This is a genomic window from Sphingomonas yunnanensis, assembly GCF_019898765.1.
Lineage (GTDB): Bacteria > Pseudomonadota > Alphaproteobacteria > Sphingomonadales > Sphingomonadaceae > Sphingomonas > Sphingomonas yunnanensis.
This window is the reverse complement of record NZ_JAIOKB010000001.1, coordinates 126,224-141,371: the sequence shown is the minus strand read 5'-3', so window position 1 is coordinate 141,371 and position 15,148 is coordinate 126,224. Positions and strand designations below refer to the sequence as shown.

At 71.0% G+C, this 15,148-nt stretch carries 13 protein-coding genes; 7 read left to right on the top strand and 6 right to left on the bottom strand.

From position 1 onward, the window contains the following. The first annotated feature begins 54 nt into the window (after positions 1 to 54). Positions 55 to 1,182 carry an acyl-CoA dehydrogenase family protein gene (locus K7957_RS00605; RefSeq protein WP_223010082.1) on the top strand — a complete coding sequence of 376 codons (1,128 nt, stop codon included), beginning with the start codon at positions 55 to 57 and terminating at the stop codon, positions 1,180 to 1,182. Positions 1,183 to 1,190: 8 nt separating this feature from the next. Then, positions 1,191 to 2,060, top strand: coding sequence for an acyl-CoA thioesterase (locus tag K7957_RS00600; protein ID WP_223010081.1), 870 nt, complete (start codon positions 1,191 to 1,193; stop codon positions 2,058 to 2,060). Between the two features lie 175 nt (positions 2,061 to 2,235). Here K7957_RS00600 and K7957_RS20500 read toward each other — a convergent pair whose 3' ends face one another. The 4 genes from K7957_RS20500 to alaS form a co-directional block, all read right to left on the bottom strand. Next, the gene (locus K7957_RS20500) at positions 2,236 to 2,883 is read right to left on the bottom strand and encodes a methyl-accepting chemotaxis protein (protein ID WP_343228253.1); all 648 of its coding nucleotides are present in this window, start codon (positions 2,881 to 2,883) and stop codon (positions 2,236 to 2,238) included. Between the two features lie 71 nt (positions 2,884 to 2,954). Beyond that, positions 2,955 to 4,025 (bottom strand): catalase family protein, encoded by a 1,071-nt coding sequence (locus K7957_RS00590; protein WP_223010080.1) that lies wholly within the window; start codon positions 4,023 to 4,025, stop codon positions 2,955 to 2,957. 67 nt (positions 4,026 to 4,092) lie between these two features. Then, positions 4,093 to 6,135, bottom strand: coding sequence for a S9 family peptidase (locus K7957_RS00585; protein ID WP_223010079.1), 2,043 nt, complete (start codon positions 6,133 to 6,135; stop codon positions 4,093 to 4,095). A gap of 298 nt (positions 6,136 to 6,433) precedes the next feature. Next, positions 6,434 to 9,112, bottom strand: a complete 2,679-nt coding sequence (alaS, locus tag K7957_RS00580; protein WP_223010078.1) for an alanine--tRNA ligase — start codon at positions 9,110 to 9,112, stop codon at positions 6,434 to 6,436. A gap of 160 nt (positions 9,113 to 9,272) precedes the next feature. Here alaS and K7957_RS20205 point away from each other — a divergent pair, with 160 nt between their 5' ends. After that, entirely contained in the window at positions 9,273 to 10,010 is a 738-nt protein-coding gene (locus K7957_RS20205) for a choice-of-anchor E domain-containing protein (protein WP_246616593.1), read from the top strand. Between the two features lie 4 nt (positions 10,011 to 10,014). Here the strand turns inward: K7957_RS20205 and K7957_RS00570 are convergent, their stop codons facing one another. Beyond that, on the bottom strand, positions 10,015 to 11,304 hold the full coding sequence (locus K7957_RS00570; RefSeq protein WP_223010077.1) for a M24 family metallopeptidase: 1,290 nt from the start codon (positions 11,302 to 11,304) through the stop codon (positions 10,015 to 10,017). Between the two features lie 74 nt (positions 11,305 to 11,378). On the opposite strand from K7957_RS00570, the gene K7957_RS00565 reads away from it, so the two are divergent. Continuing rightward, a complete protein-coding gene (locus tag K7957_RS00565; protein WP_223010076.1) occupies positions 11,379 to 12,701 on the top strand; it encodes a dicarboxylate/amino acid:cation symporter in 1,323 nt (440 codons plus the stop codon). A 25-nt stretch (positions 12,702 to 12,726) separates the two neighbouring features. Here K7957_RS00565 and K7957_RS00560 read toward each other — a convergent pair whose 3' ends face one another. Then, the gene (locus K7957_RS00560) at positions 12,727 to 14,250 is read right to left on the bottom strand and encodes a YifB family Mg chelatase-like AAA ATPase (protein ID WP_223010075.1); all 1,524 of its coding nucleotides are present in this window, start codon (positions 14,248 to 14,250) and stop codon (positions 12,727 to 12,729) included. 189 nt (positions 14,251 to 14,439) lie between these two features. On the opposite strand from K7957_RS00560, the gene rpmH reads away from it, so the two are divergent. From rpmH to yidD, 3 genes are read left to right on the top strand one after another with little or no spacing between them, the layout of a single operon-like run. Further along, on the top strand, positions 14,440 to 14,574 hold the full coding sequence (rpmH, locus tag K7957_RS00555) for a 50S ribosomal protein L34 (RefSeq protein ID WP_076743215.1): 135 nt from the start codon (positions 14,440 to 14,442) through the stop codon (positions 14,572 to 14,574). 44 nt (positions 14,575 to 14,618) lie between these two features. Continuing rightward, entirely contained in the window at positions 14,619 to 14,936 is a 318-nt protein-coding gene (gene rnpA, locus K7957_RS00550; RefSeq protein ID WP_223010074.1) for a ribonuclease P protein component, read from the top strand. Beyond that, entirely contained in the window at positions 14,933 to 15,145 is a 213-nt protein-coding gene (gene yidD, locus K7957_RS00545) for a membrane protein insertion efficiency factor YidD (RefSeq protein ID WP_223010073.1), read from the top strand. Before rnpA ends, yidD begins: the two co-directional genes overlap by 4 nt. The last annotated feature ends 3 nt before the right edge of the window (positions 15,146 to 15,148 follow it).

The window sequence follows — 15,148 nt, the reverse complement described above, 5'->3', positions numbered from 1 at the left end:
GCGGCGCGCCTGGAACCCTGGGTTCCGGCTTGCGCCGAACACGGGAATGAGACCATGCCGCTGTACCTCAACGACGAACAGACGATGCTGCGCGACACCGCCAAGGACTTCGTCGCCGAGCACGCCCCCGTCGCGCACCTGCGTAGCATACGTGACTCGAACGACCCCGCCGGCTTCTCGCGCGACCTGTGGAAGCAGTTCGCCGAGATGGGCTTCACCGGCATCCTGATCGGCGAGGACCAGGGCGGGCTCGGGCTCGGCCATGTCGAGGCGGGCGTGGTGCTCGAGGAGATCGGGCGCAACCTCTCACCCTCGCCCTTCCTCACCACCGCGGTCGCGGCGGTGGAGGCCTTGCGCGGCAGCGCGCAGGCAGAGCGCTGGTATCCCGGCATCCTCGCGGGCGAGACCGTCGCCGCGCTCGCGGTCGACGAGGGCGCCAAGCACCGCGACCGCGTCGCGCTGCGTGCAGAGCGTGCCGGCAACGGCTTCCGTCTCTCCGGCGCCAAGCAGTTCGTCACGCACGGTCATGTCGCCGACGTGCTGATCGTCGCCGCGCGCACCGCCGGCGGCGAGGATGAGGCGGACGGCGTGACGCTCTTCGCCGTGCCGCGCGACGCCGCCGGACTGACCGCCACGCCCGAGCGCCTCACCGACTCGAGCGTCGCCGCGCGGTTGACGCTGGAGGACGTGACGGTCGACGCCGACGCGGTGCTGGGCGAGGTCGACGGCGGCCGCGCGGTGCTCGACCGCGCGCTGCGCGCCGGGCGCACCGGCGTGGCCGCCGAGCTGGTCGGCGTCGGCGCGGGCGCGATGGACATGACGATCGGCTATCTCAAGCAGCGCAAGCAGTTCGGCGTGCCGATCGGCAGCTTCCAGGCGCTCCAGCACCGCGCCGCGCATCTCTACAGCGAGATGGAGGTGGCGCGCGCCGCGGTGTTGCGCGCACAGCAACTGCTCGACGCCGGCAGTGACGCCGCCGACGAGGCGGTCTCGGTCGCCAAGGCCATGACCGGGCTCGCGACGACCTTGTCGGTGCAGGAGAGCGTGCAGATGCATGGCGGCATCGGCATGACGGACGAATATGACGTCGGCTTCTACACGAAGCGCGCGCGCGTGCTCGCCGAGATGTTCGGCGACGCGCATTACCACGCCGATCGGCTCGCGCGCGCGGCCGGCTATTGAACCCGGCGGTGGCGAAGACCACGCCCGCGGCGCGCGTCGCCGACCTCGTCGATCTGCTCGACGTCGTCGCGATCGACGTCGATCTGTTCCGCGGGCGGCGCTCGACCGACGGGGTCGGGCGCGTGTTCGGGGGACAGGTGGTGGCACAGGCGCTCCAGGCGGCGCAGCGTACCGTCGACGGCCGCGCCGCGCACTCGCTCCACGCCTACTTCATGCGGCCCGGATCGGAGTCGGCGTCGATCGACTATCGCGTCGCCCGCGACTTCGACGGCGCGAGCTTCGCCACCCGGCGGGTGGTCGCGTCGCAGGACGAGCGGCCGATCCTGACGCTCACCGCCTCGTTTCAGCGCGACGAGGGCGGCTTCCATCATCAGGCGACGATGCCCGACGTGCCCGCGCCCGAGACGCTGCGGAGCGAGCGCGAGTGGCGGATCGAGCAGCGCGAGACGATCCCGGAACGCTGGCGCGAGTCGCTGCTGCGCGAGCGCCCGATCGAGTTCCGCCCGGTCGCGCCGCGGCGCTGGACCGACCCCGCGCCGCGCGAGGCGGTGCAGCACAGCTGGTTCCGCGCGGTGGCGCCGCTGGGTGAGGACGCCGCGGTGCATCGCGCGGTCCTGGCCTATGCCAGCGACACCGCGCTGCTCAGCACCGCCATGCTGCCACACGGCGTGAGTTGGACTACGCCGGGTATGCAGACCGCGAGCCTCGACCATGCGCTGTGGCTGCATGCGCCGGTGCGCGCCGACGAGTGGCTGCTGTACGCGGCGGACAGTCCCTGGGCGGGCAGCGGACGCGGCTTCAACCGCGGGGCGATCTACGCGCGCGACGGCCGTCTGGTGGCGAGCGTGGCGCAGGAGGGGCTGATCCGGCGGCGGTAGCGATCCGGGATCGCAGACGGTCGTCCAAGGTTTGATCGGCCTTGTCCGACGCCCCAACGGGCTCCTGCGCAAGCAGGAGCCCAGAGCCACGAACGTCGCTCCCCAGATCCTGGGCTCCGGCGTCCGCCGGAGCACGCTTCAACTTCGGTAGATCAGACGTTCGCGACGCTCCGCGCTACCCAGCGATCATCTGCCGCGCGCGCAGCGTCGCCGCCTGCGTGTCGCCCGCCAATTTCTTCACCTCGGCCGCGACCACCGCGAAGCCGCGCCCGGCATCGCCCGCGCGTGCCGCCTCGATCGAGGCGTTGAGCGCGAGCAGGTTGGTCTGCGCCGCGATGCCCGCGATCGCGTCGACGACGCCGGCGAGCCGCTCGACGAGCGCCTCCATCTTGCCGCGATCGACCTCGGCCTCGCCGCGATAGCGCTGGCTCTCCCGCAGGCGCAGCTCGACCTCGTCGGCGAGGTTGACCTCGGCGGTGACGTCGCTGGCAAACTTGACGATGCGCTCGACGGTGCCGTCCTCCCGCGTGATCGGGGTATAGACCGCGCGCAGCCAGACCGCGGTGCCGTCGCGCGCGACGCGCTCGAACAGCCCGCTCTGGTGCTTGCCCTCCGCCAGCGCGCGCCACAGCGCGGCATAGTCGCTTGAGGCGGCGAAAGCGGCCGGGCACAAGGTGCGATGATGCTGTCCCTCCACCTCGCGCGCGGCATAGCCCATCGCCTTGAGGAAGCGCTCGTTCACCCAGGTGATCGTGCCGTCTGGCGTGAACTCGATCACCAGCTGCGATCGCTTGATCGCGTCCCACAGCGGACTCTCGCGCACGAACAAATCCTCGATCGCCTGAGGAAATTACGTTAATTGCGCGAGATTAAGGAAATGCTACTTCCTTGCGATCACGCCGGCTCGTGGATCGGACAGCCATTCGCCCGCGTGCGGAACTCGGCCGAATGGCGATACGTGTCGCGGCGCGCGCGGTTGATGTTGCCCAGCGGCTGGTGCGCGGCCAGCCCTGTCCACACACTGAAGCGCATCTGCTCGTTGACCTGCTCGACCCGTGCGGGGTCCCAGCTGTCCTGCGCCCTGGTGCGGATCACGCCGACGCGATGGAACGGCGCCTCCTCCTCGTCCCACTCGACGGTGGGATCCTCGATCGGCTGATGCGCCTCGTCGCGCGCGAGCTGGACGCGGAACTCCCACTCGCCGTCGGTGTCGCGCAGGTCCTCCTGCACGGTGCGGCGGATCGCGTCGCGGTCGCCGTCAGTGTCGATGATGTCACCCTTGCGCGCGCGCAGTCCCGGCGCGATCGGCCGCAGGCTGAACTTGGCGACGTGGTCGCCGTAGCGGAACGGCGTCACGCTGTAATAGGTCTCGCCGACCGGATCGACGTTGGGCGCGCCGCCGAGCGAGTTGATCGCCGGGCTCTCGAGGCCGACCGAGCCGATCGCGCTGCGCACGCCGCGCAGCACCGCGGACAGCACCTTCTTGCCGCCCTCGATCGCGTCGGTGGTCGGCGCGAGCAGCTTGAGGCTGCCGAGGAACTTGTCCGCGTCCTTCGCCTGAAACACCTTGCTATTGACCATGACGAAGTCCTGCGTGCGTCCTTCCGCGCCGGGGAGCCGCTCACCGTCGACGTCGAACACCTTGATCGCCAGCCCGCGCGGCAGCGAGATGGCGTCGTCGAGGATGTCGCCGGGATTGGTCGAGAGCCGCATCATCACGCGGTGTTCTCCCGGCGTGGCGAACAGCCCCTGCGCCAGCTCGGGCGGCAGGTCGGCGTCGATCGTCAGAGTCCCCTCGAGAACGCCGTGTGCTTTGGCATGAACGGCGCGAACGGCATGGCCGTAATCCTCGTGCGTGGTCGCGAGGATCCGGTCGAACGTCGCGTTGAGCTGCGCAACCGTCTCCGCCTCGTCCGGCTTCACCTGCTCGAGATCGGGGCGGTAGCGGATCGGGGCAGCATACATCGTCGGCTCTCCTGGCAGGTGCTACACCAACCCAGGTTAACCCGGCACGTTCCGCCCTCAGCCTACCTCACCGCGCCGCGCGCGCGGTCCAACGGTTCATCCAGCCGATCACCTCGCGATACCATTGCCGCGAATCCTTGGGCTTGAGCACCCAATGGTTCTCGGCGGGAAAGACGAGCAGCCGCGACGGGACCTCACGCCGCTGCAACGCGGTGAACGCGGCCAGCCCCTGCGTGTACGGGATACGGAAGTCCTTCTCGCCGGTGATCACCAGCTGCGGCGTCTTCCAGCGATCGACATAATTGACCGGGTTCCACTTCTCGAACGCCTGCGGGTCCTGGAAATAGGCCTTGCCGCCATGTTCCCACTCGTCGAACCACAGTTCCTCGGTCTCGTACGCCATGGAGCGCGCGTCGAAGACGCCGTCATGCTGGACGATACACTTGAACCGATCGGGCCAGCGCCCCTCGATCCAGTTCATCATATAGCCGCCGTAGCTCGCGCCGAGCGCGCAGGCGTTGCCACCGTCCATCCAGTCGAACCTCGCGGTCGCGGCGGCGAGCCCCTTCTGCAGGTCCTCGAGCGGCCAGCCGCCCCAATTGTTGCGGATCGCGTCGGTGAAGGCTTGGCCATAACCGGTCGAGCCGTGGAAATCGACCGCCACCAGCGCGTAGCCTGCGCCGGCGAACACCGCCGGGTTCCAGCGATACGACCAGCTGTTGTTGCTCGATCCCTGCGGCCCGCCGTGGACCATGTAAGCGATCGGCAGCTTCCCGGTGCTGCCCGCCGGCCGCACCGCATAGCCCCAGACGGTGTCGTCGTTGGCGCCCTTGAAGCTGAAGCGCTCCACCGATGGCATGTCGATGCCCGCGAGCCTGGCGGCGTTGACGCTGGTGAGCCGCTGGGCCGCGCGGCCCGGCGCCACGCGGTAGAAGTCGTCGGGCGCGGTGAGGCTGTTCATCGCCACCACCGCGCCGCGCGCGCCGACCGCCACCGCGGCGACATTGCCCTGCTCGGTCAGCCGCGTGACCTGCCCACTCGCGGCATCGACGCGCCACAGAGGGTTCTCCTGCGTGTCCTCGGCGGTGACGTAGAGCGAGCGCGAGTCGGGCGCCCAGCGCAGCGACCCGACCGAGCGGTCCCAGCGCTCGGTCAGCGAGGTCGAGCGACCGGTGGCGAGGTCGCGGAGCGTGAGCACGTAGCGATCGGCCTCATAGCCGGGCCGCCGCATCGCGATATAGGCGAGCGTGCGGCCGTCGGGGGAGACGCTCGGCTGGGTGTCGGTGGCGCGGTTGGCGGCGGTGAGGTTGGTCGGCGCCGTGCTGGCGTCGGCGGGTACCTGGAAGACATCCAGGTTGGTCGACAGCGGCTCGATCCGCCCCGCCTCGCGCAGCGCGAAATAGAGCGTGCGACCGTCCGGGCTCCAGCTCACTTCCTCGCCGCCGCCGAACGGCTTGGACGGCGTGTCGCCGACCAGCCCGCCCATCACCGAGCGCCCGTTGCCGCGCGCGCCTTGCGCGCTGAGCGGCAGGACGAACAGCTGCGAGCGGGTGCCGTCCGCCCAGCTGTCCCAGTGACGCACGAAGAGCTGGTCATAGGTGCGCCCCGCGCCGGCGTCGGCGCGGCGCTTCACCATCGGCGGCTCGAGCGTGGGCGCGCCGGGGTTGCGGTCGGCCCAGACCACGAGCCTGTCGCCGGTGGGCGCGACCTTGAACCCGCCGAAGCCGCCCCTGAAGTCAGTGAGCCGGCGCGGGGTGCCCCCGGTGACGGGCACCGACCAGATCGCGTCGTCGGCGCTGAAGAAGACGGTGGTGCCGACGATCTGCGGATCGTTCTCGTCCAGCTTGGGGTCGGAGGCGAGCTTCTCGGGTGTGGCGCCGGCGCGAGCCAGATCGAGCCGCCACAGGTCGTAGCGGCCACGATCGGCGTCGAGGTCGGTCTCGCGCTGCGCCCAGACGAGCCAGTGGCCGTCGTCGGACAGGGCAGGCGCGCCGACGCGGCTCAGCATCGTGACGTCGTCGATGGTGAGCTGGCGCGCGGCGGCGGGAGCGATACCCGCCAGCGCGGCGGCGGCGAGCGCGAGCAGACTCGCGGCGAAGCTACGGTTCATCGCGCGACGATACAGCAGAAGGTGACGGCGGAGACAATCCGGGCGGTGGCGACGAAGGTGGAGCGCCGTCCCCGCTCCTCCATCACCCCGGCGAACGCTGGGGTCCAGAGGGGAGACATCGCGTGCAGCCACTCCGTCCATCCCGACTGGACCCCGGATCGCGCCGGGGTGGCAGCTCAGATGAGGAGCAGCTCACCCCCGATCGACGCGCCGTACTCCTGCGCACGCGGGAGCCCAGATGCGGCAGACGACACGCTCGCGGCCCTGGGTTCCTGCGTTCGCAGGAACACGACCGCCCTCACGCGGCGGCGGTCGCCCCTTCCAGCGTCGCGCGAATCGCGGCGAGCGCCTCCGCGGCCTTGGTCCCATCCGGCCCGCCGCCCTGCGCCATGTCGGGGCGACCGCCGCCGCCCTGCCCACCCAGCGCGGCGACCGCGCGGCGCAGAAGCTCGACCGCGTTGTAGCGCGCCACCAGATCCTCCGTCACCCCGACCGCGACCGAGGCGCGCCCGTCATTGACCGCGATCACCGCCGCCACGCCCGAGCCGAGGCGCTGCTTGGCCTCGTCGACCGCGCCGCGCAGGCCCTTGGCGTCGAAGCCGTCGAGGACCTGGCCCACGAAGGCGACGTCGCCGACCTGATCGGGCCCGGCGGGTGCGGCGCCCGCACCACCGCCGAGCGCGAGTGCCTTCTTCGCCTCGGCGAGATCGCGCTCGAGCCGACGTCGATCGTCCAGCAGCGCGCTGACACGACCGGGCACCTCGTCGGGCGTGGTGCGCAGCGTCGCCGCCACCGCGCGCAGCGTCTCGTCGCGCGCGCTCAGGTAAGCGCGCGCCGCCTCGCCGGTCAGCGCCTCGACGCGGCGGACGCCGCTCGACACCGCGCTCTCGCCGACGATCTTCAACAGGCCGATATCGCCGAGCGCGCCGACATGCGTGCCGCCGCACAGCTCGATCGAGTAGGTCGCGCCGTCCGCCTCGCGGCCCATCGACACGACGCGGACCTCGTCGCCGTATTTCTCGCCGAACAATGCCATCGCGCCCATCGCGATCGCGTCGTCGGGCGTCATCAAACGCGTCTCGACCGCGCCATTGCCGCGGATCTGCGCGTTGACCGCGGCCTCGGCATCGGCGAGCTCGCCCGGCGTCATCGCGGTGGAGTGCGAGACATCGAAGCGCAGCCGCTCGGGTGCGACCAGCGAGCCCTTCTGCGCGACATGCGTGCCCAGCCGCTGGCGCAGCGCCTCGTGCAGCAGGTGGGTGGCGGAGTGGTTGGCGCGGATCGCGCCGCGGCGCGCGTGATCGACCGTCAGCCGCACCGTGTCGCCGACCGTCAGCTCGCCCGAAACGAGATTGGCGTGGTGGACCCAGAGCTTGCCGAGCTGCTTCGACGTGTCGGTGACCCGCGCGCTGGTGCCCGCTTCGGTCGCGAGCGTGCCCGCGTCGCCGACCTGGCCGCCACTCTCGCCGTAGAAAGGCGTCTGGTTGACGATCACGTCGACCTGGTCGCCCGCGGCGGCGCGCTCGACCCGTGCCCCGTCCTTGACCAATGCGAGCAAGACGCCCTCGCCACTCTCGCTGGCATAGCCGGTGAACTCGGTCGCGCCGAACTGGTCGGCGAGGTCGAACCATAGTTCGTCCGAGGCCTTGGCGCCCGATCCCTTCCACGCCGCGCGCGCGGCACGCTTCTGCTCGGCCATCGCGGCGTCGAAGCCGGCACGGTCGACGCGATAGCCCTGCGCGCGCAGCGCGTCCTCCGTGAGGTCGTAGGGGAAACCGAACGTGTCGTAGAGCTTGAACGCGGTCTCGCCCGCGAGCGTGTCGCCCGGCCGCATCCCGCCGGTGGCGTCGTCGAGCAGGCGCAGGCCCTTCTCCAGCGTCTGGCGGAAACGGGTCTCTTCCTGCTGGAGCGTCGCCTCGATCAGCGGCTGCGCGCGCACCAGCTCGGGATAGGCCGCCCCCATCTCGGCGACGAGCGCGGGCACCAGCCGGTGCATCAGCGGCTCCTTGGCGCCGAGCAGGTGCGCGTGGCGCATCGCGCGGCGCATGATGCGGCGCAGGACATAGCCGCGCCCTTCGTTGGCGGGCAGCACGCCGTCGGCGACGAGGAATCCCGAGCAGCGCAGGTGATCGGCGATGACGCGGTGGCTCGCCTGATTGTTGCCGGTGGTGGCGGTGTGGGTCAGCGCGCCCGAGGCGGCGATCAGCGCCTTGAACGTGTCCGTGTCGTAATTGTCATGGACGCCCTGCATGACCGCCGCGACGCGCTCCAGCCCCATGCCGGTGTCGATCGAGGGGCGCGGCAGGTCGCCGACGATCGCGTCGGCCTCCTGCACGAACTGCATGAAGACGAGGTTCCAGATCTCGACGAACCGGTCGCCGTCCTCGTCGGGCGATCCCGGCGGCCCGCCCGGGATATGCTCGCCGTGGTCGAAGAAGATCTCGGAGCACGGCCCACAGGGCCCGTCCGATCCCATCGCCCAGAAATTGTCCTTGGTGGGGATGCGGATGATACGGTGGTCGGGCAGGCCGGCGATCTTCTTCCACAGCTCGAACGCCTGATCGTCGGTGTGGAAGACGGTGGCGGTCAACTTGTCGGCCGGCAGCCCCCATTCCTTGGTCAGCAGCGTCCACGCGTGCGTGATCGCCTGCTCCTTGAAATAGTCGCCGAACGAGAAATTGCCGAGCATCTCGAAGAAGGTGTGGTGGCGCGCGGTATAGCCGACATTGTCGAGATCATTGTGCTTGCCGCCGGCCCGGACGCATTTCTGCGCGCTGGTCGCCGTGGTGTAGGGCCGGGTCTCCAGCCCGGTGAAGACGTTCTTGAACGGCACCATGCCCGCGTTGACGAACATCAGCGTCGGGTCGTTCTGCGGCACCAACGGCGCCGAGGGAACGATGCGATGCCCGGTCCCGCCGAAATAGTCGAGGAACGAGCGGCGGAGGTCGTTGGTGGAGGTGGTGCTGGTCGAGCTCATGGCGGGGTGACTTAATCGCCCCGGGCGGCGCTGCCTAGCCTCGGGCGTTGCAAAGCGGCAACGCTCCGGCCTCATCCCGCTTTGGGACAAAGCGAGGCTCTTTGTGAATTCAAGGTTAACGATTAAAGGTCCGTATACAGGAGCAGGGGGTTTTCACGACATGAACGTACGGAAGTGGCTTCTCGCCGCAGCGGCCGGTGCTGCGCTCGCGCCGCTGGGTGCCTCGGCGGCGACGATCGTTGCCACCGACAGCGAGGCGGTGTTGCTGGGCATCCCCCGCTTCGATGCCACATTGGGTACCTTGAACAAGGTGACGCTCGACGTGAGCGTGACGAAGTTCCGCTCGTGGCTGCTGCGCGCTCCCTCCGGCACGGCGTCGCCGGTCGCGCTCGACTGGTCGGTGAACGGCAATTGGCAGCTGCTCGGCAACGGTCTCGCGGCGCCGCTGCTGGTCCCGATCGTCGGCAGCGGCAGCAGCGCCGTCGCGCTCTCGCCGGCCCAGGGCGTCGACGTCGGCTTTTTCGAGGTCTCCGGCAGCGGCACCGGGTCGGCGACGCTCGACACGAGCTACTTCATCGGCTCGCAGCGCGTCTATTTCAACGGCTTCGACCTGGGCTTCACGACGCCCCCGCCGGGCGACACGACGGTCACCGGCGTGCCGGCCGGCGGCGCGCTGACCCATCTGTCGCGCTCCTGCCAGCTCGGCTTCGGCGGCACGCCCGTGCCCGCGGACGACGATCTCTGCGGCAGCGTGCGCTATACGCTCACCTACGATTACACGCCCTTCGGTGCCGCCGTGCCCGAGCCCTCGACCTGGGCGATGATGGTGCTCGGCTTCGGTCTCGCGGGCGCCGCGATCCGGCGCCGCCGCGCCGCCGGCGCGCCCGCCGCCGCCTGACGCCTCAGACGGGCCGCTCGATCGTTTCGGGCGGCTCGCTGAACCAGCGCGGGCCGTCGGCGGTGACGTGGAAGCAGTCCTCCAGCCGCACGCCGAACTTCCCGGGCAGGTACAGGCCGGGCTCGTCCGAGAAGCACATGCCGGGCGCGAGCCGGGTGGTCTCGCCGCGGACGAGGTTGACTGGCTCGTGCCCGTCCATGCCGATGCCATGCCCGGTGCGATGGGACAGGCCGGGCAGGCGGTAGCCCGGGCCGTAGCCGAGCGGCTCGTAATAGCCGCGCACGGCGTCGTCGACCGCGCCCGCCGCGACGCCGACGCGCGCGGTGCGGAACGCGAGCGCCTGCGCCGCTCTCACCTGGTCCCACACGCGCCGCTGCTCGGCCGAGGCGCTGCCATGCACCCAGGTGCGCGACACGTCGGACTGATAGCCCTGGACGGTGCAGCCGCAGTCCATCAGCACCACCTGCCCGTCGGTGACCCGGATCACCTCGCGGCTGCCGTGCGGCAGCGCCGCGGCGGGGCCGATCAGCGCCAGCGCGAACTCGGGCTCGCCGCCGAGCTTCTCGGTCGCGGCCTTCATGAGCGCGCCGATCTGTTGGCCGGTCATGCCCTGCTCGACCCGCGGGTAGGTCCAGCGATAGGCCGCGAGCGTCACGTCGGTGGCGCGCTGCATCAGCGCGATCTCCGCCGCGGTCTTGATCATGCGGCAACCGCGCACGACCGGGTCGGCGCTCACCAACCGTGCCCCCGGCAGGTCGCGCATCAGCCCGGCGTGGACGAAGTAGCGCACGCTCTCCTCGACGCCGACCGGGTGCCCCGCCAGCCCGCGATCGCGCAGGAAGCCGGCGACGGTCGCGAGCGGGTCTTGGTCTTCCTGCCACACGCGCACCTCGGCGGGCACCGCCAGCGTCTGCCGCACCGACGGTTCCTCGAAGAAAGGCGTGACGATACACGGCTCGCCCTCGACCGGCAGGATCGCCGCGGTGAGCCGCTCGCTGCGTCCCCAGCGCACGCCGGTGAAATAGATCAGGCTCGATCCCGGCTCGACCAGCACCGCGCCGATCCCGTGCGCGCGCATCAACGCCTGCGCCCGCGCCAGCCGAGCGGCGCGCTCGGCGGCGTCGATCGGGCGCGTGCCGGCGGTGAGGTCGCGCAGCGCAGCGAGATCAGGCGCGGCGGCGCGCACCGCCGCGGCGGCCGCGTCGGACGGGACGGCGCCCGCTGCGGCGAGCAGCGCGGCGCCGCCCGCCAACACGTCACGGCGGGCGGGGCGATAGGGGCTTCGCGTCGTCATGCACCGGCACTAGGGCGCTTGACCGAGTGCCCGCAATCTCCTTCCCTCGCGCGCGCAGTCAACCGGAGCGACGAATGGCCAAAAGGCTGACCCTCTACATCCTCGTCGGGCTCGCGCTCGGCCTCGTGCTGGGCCTCGTGCTCAACGTGTGGCTCGACGACGGCACGCCGGCGGGCGCGGGGCGCGCCACCGAGGTCGCCGGCTATTTCTCGATCATCACCACCTTGTTCCTGCGACTGATCAAGATGATCATCGCGCCGCTGGTGTTCGCGACGCTGGTCTCGGGCATCGCGCAGATGGGCGACACGCGCGCGCTCGGCCGGATCGGCGCGCGCAGCCTCGCCTGGTTCCTCTCGGCCAGCCTGCTGTCGCTCACGCTCGGGCTGATCATGGTCAACCTGCTCCAGCCCGGCGTCGGGGTCGGGCTGGCGCTGCCGGCGGCGAGCGGGACCAGCGGGCTGGAGACCGCGGCGTTCAACCTCAAGGACTTCTTCACCCACATCGTGCCGTCCTCGATGGTCGACGCGATGGCCAAGAACGAGATCCTCCAGATCGTCGTCATGTCGGTCTTCGTCGGCGTCGCGATCACCGCGGTGGGCGACAAGGCCGCGCCGCTGGTGCGCGCGATCGACGCGCTGGTGCACGTCATGCTGCAGGTGACCGACTATGTCATGCGCGTCGCACCGGTCGCGGTGTTCGCCGCCGTCGCGGGCACGCTGACGGAGCGCGGCCCCGACGTGATCGGCCAGCTCGCCTATTTCATGGGCAGTTTCTATCTCACCCTCCTGGTGCTGTGGGCGGCGCTGCTGGGGATCGGCTTCCTGTTTCTGGGCCCGCGCATCGGCGCGCTGATCCGCCACGTGCGCGAGCCGCTGCTGGTGGCCTTCTCCACCGCCTCGTCGGAGGCGGCCTATCCGCGCATGCTCGAGGCGCTCGATCGCTTCGGCGTGCCGCCGCGGATCGCCAGCTTCGTGCTGCCGCTCGGCTATTCGTTCAACCTCGACGGCTCGATGATCTACATGACCTTCGCGTCGCTGTTCATCGCCCAGGCGTACGGCATCGACATGTCGCTGGGGCAGATGGTGACGATGCTGTTGGTGCTGATGGTCACCAGCAAGGGCATCGCGGGGGTGCCGCGCGCCAGCCTGGTGGTGATCGCGGCGACGCTGCCGATGTTCAAGCTGCCCGAGGCGGGGCTGCTGCTGATCCTCGCGATCGACCATTTCCTCGACATGGGGCGCACCGCCACCAACGTGATCGGCAACGCGGTGGCGAGCGCGGTGATCGCGAAGTGGGAGGGCGGTTTGGACCCGCTCGAGCCGGTCGCGGTCGAGCCGGCGCGCGCGCCCGCGGGCGACGGTCCGGCGCGGAAGGTCGAGCGCTTCGACGACGTGTGAGTCGCTTCGCCGGTTACCTTACGTACTAGGACGCGATCGCTTGTCCCACCGCCGGGCGCCGACGATAGCTCAGCGCCTCGGCGACATGCGCGCGGCGAACCGGATCGGACCCAGCCAGGTCGGCGATCGTGCGGCTCGTCCGCAGCACACGGGTATAGCCGCGCGCGGATAGCCGCAGCGTCGTGGCCGCCTCGACCAGCAGCGCGCGGCCGGGGTCGTCGGGTGTGGCGAAACGGTCGAGCAGGTCGCCGTCCAGCTCCGCGTTGGTGCGCAGCGCAGTGCCCGCGAGCCGCTCGCGCTGCACCTGGCGCGCGGTGGCCACCCGCGCGCCGACCTCGGCCGAGCCTTCCGCGGCGGGCGGCAGCGCCAGCTCGAGCGCGGTCAATGCGGCGACCTCGACGTGCAGGTCGATACGGTCGAGCAGCGGGCCGGAGACCCGCGCCTGATAGTCGACGGCGCAGCGCGGCGCGCGCCCGCACGACAGCGTGGGATCGCCGAGATGGCCGCAGCGGCAGGGGTTCATCGCCGCTACCAGCTGCACCCGGGCGGGATAGGTCACGTGCGCGTTGGCGCGGGCGATGCTGACGGTACCGCTCTCGAGCGGCTGGCGCAGCGAGTCGAGCACCGCGCGCTGGAACTCGGGCAGTTCGTCGAGGAATAGCACGCCGTCGTGCGCGAGGCTCACCTCGCCCGGCCGCACGCGCAGCCCGCCGCCGGTCAGCGCCGCGATGCTCGCCGAATGGTGCGGGGCGCGGAACGGGCGCACGCGCGTCAGCGCGCCGCCCGCGAGCGTCCCCGCGACCGACTGGACCATCGACACCTCCAGCGCCTCGGCCGAGTCGAGCGGCGGCAGGATGCCGGGCAGGCACGCCGCCATCAGCGACTTGCCCGCGCCGGGCGGGCCGACGAACAGAAGGTTGTGCGCGCCCGCGGCGGCGACCTCGAGCGCGCGCTTGGCGGTCTCCTGCCCGCGCACCTGGCGCAGGTCGGGGCCGTCGCGCCGCTCGATCACCTCGCCCGGGCGCGGCGCCGCGAGCAGCTGGCGCCCTTTCAGATGGTTGAGCAAAGCGATGAGATCGGGCGCGGCGATCACCTCGAGCTGGCCCGCCCAGGCCGCCTCGCTGCCCTGCGCCGCGGGGCAGATCAGCCCCCTGCCCGCGGCGCCCGCGTGGAGCGCGGCGAGCAGGACGCCCGGCGAGGGCGCCAAGCGCCCGTCGAGCCCGAGCTCGCCGACGACGACGTAGCGTTCCAGCGCTCCGCCGTCGATCAACCCCATCGCGGCGAGCAGCGCCAGCGCGATCGGCAAATCGAAGTGCGACCCTTCCTTGGGCAGGTCGGCGGGCGAGAGATTGACCGCGATCCGCTTGGGCGGGAGCGACAGGCCCATCGCGGCGATCGCGCCGCGCACGCGCTCGCGGCTCTCCCCCACCGCCTTGTCGGCGAGGCCGACGAGGTTGAAGGCGGGCAGGCCGGGGATGAGCTGCACCTGCACCTCGACGGCGCGCGCCTCGAGCCCCAGATACGCGAGTGTGGAGACGATCGCGACCATGAAGCTGACGCAGACCGTGCCGAGCTCCGGCTTGTCAACGTCACGGCGCCGTCCATGCTGACCCAGCGTGGCCGATCAAGCCTCCGCGCCCCGCGCGCGTTGACTTTCACGCGCCGTTCGCTTAGCGGCCCCGATCATTCGGGCCGTCCGCGTGGCGGCCCTTTGCCATTCGAATTCGGGAAATGACTCATGAAGCGGACCTTTCAGCCGAGCAATCTGGTGCGCGCCCGCCGTCACGGCTTCCGCGCGCGGATGGCCACGGTCGGCGGCCGGTCGGTGATCCGGGCGCGTCGCGCGCGCGGCCGCAAGAAGCTGTCGGCGTAATCGAGCGCTCCGCCGGTCCGGAGCCACGAATGGCTGTGGGCCGGATGACGAAGCGGTCGGACTATCTGGCCGCCAATACCGGGCGTCGCGCGCCGATGCCCGGCTTCGTGCTTCTGGTAAAGGGGCGCGACGACGGCGACGCGACCATGCGGCTCGGCATCACCGTCACCAAGAAGGTGGGCAACGCGGTGGTGCGCAACCGCATCAAGCGGCGCTTCCGCGCGCTGGCGCGCGAGGTCCTGCCCAGCCACGGGACGGCGGGCGCCGACCACGTGCTGATCGGCCGACTCGCCGCGACCGATCGCGACTGGGCGCAGCTCGGCGCCGATCTCGCCCGCGCGCTGGCGAAGACACGCAAGTGATCGCGCGCGCGCTGATCTGGGTGGCGCGCGGCTGGCAGCTGGGGCCGTCGCTGGTGCTGCCGCCCTCATGTCGCTTCCAACCGTCATGTTCCGCCTATGCAATTGAGGCGCTTGGCCGCTATGGCGCGGTCAAGGGCGGGTGGCTGGCGGTGCGGCGGATCGCGCGCTGTCACCCCTGGGGCGGGCACGGCCATGATCCGGTGCCATAAGGA

Coding starts and splice junctions, on each gene's coding strand:
- K7957_RS00605 (WP_223010082.1), top strand. CDS start 55: ATGCCGCTGTACCTCAACGACGAACAGACGATGCTGCGCGACACCGCC.
- K7957_RS00590 (WP_223010080.1), bottom strand. CDS start 4,025: ATGTATGCTGCCCCGATCCGCTACCGCCCCGATCTCGAGCAGGTGAAG.
- K7957_RS00585 (WP_223010079.1), bottom strand. CDS start 6,135: ATGAACCGTAGCTTCGCCGCGAGTCTGCTCGCGCTCGCCGCCGCCGCG.
- alaS (WP_223010078.1), bottom strand. CDS start 9,112: ATGAGCTCGACCAGCACCACCTCCACCAACGACCTCCGCCGCTCGTTC.
- K7957_RS20205 (WP_246616593.1), top strand. CDS start 9,273: ATGAACGTACGGAAGTGGCTTCTCGCCGCAGCGGCCGGTGCTGCGCTC.
- K7957_RS00570 (WP_223010077.1), bottom strand. CDS start 11,304: ATGACGACGCGAAGCCCCTATCGCCCCGCCCGCCGTGACGTGTTGGCG.
- K7957_RS00565 (WP_223010076.1), top strand. CDS start 11,379: ATGGCCAAAAGGCTGACCCTCTACATCCTCGTCGGGCTCGCGCTCGGC.
- K7957_RS00560 (WP_223010075.1), bottom strand. CDS start 14,250: ATGGTCGCGATCGTCTCCACACTCGCGTATCTGGGGCTCGAGGCGCGC.
- rpmH (WP_076743215.1), top strand. CDS start 14,440: ATGAAGCGGACCTTTCAGCCGAGCAATCTGGTGCGCGCCCGCCGTCAC.
- rnpA (WP_223010074.1), top strand. CDS start 14,619: ATGACGAAGCGGTCGGACTATCTGGCCGCCAATACCGGGCGTCGCGCG.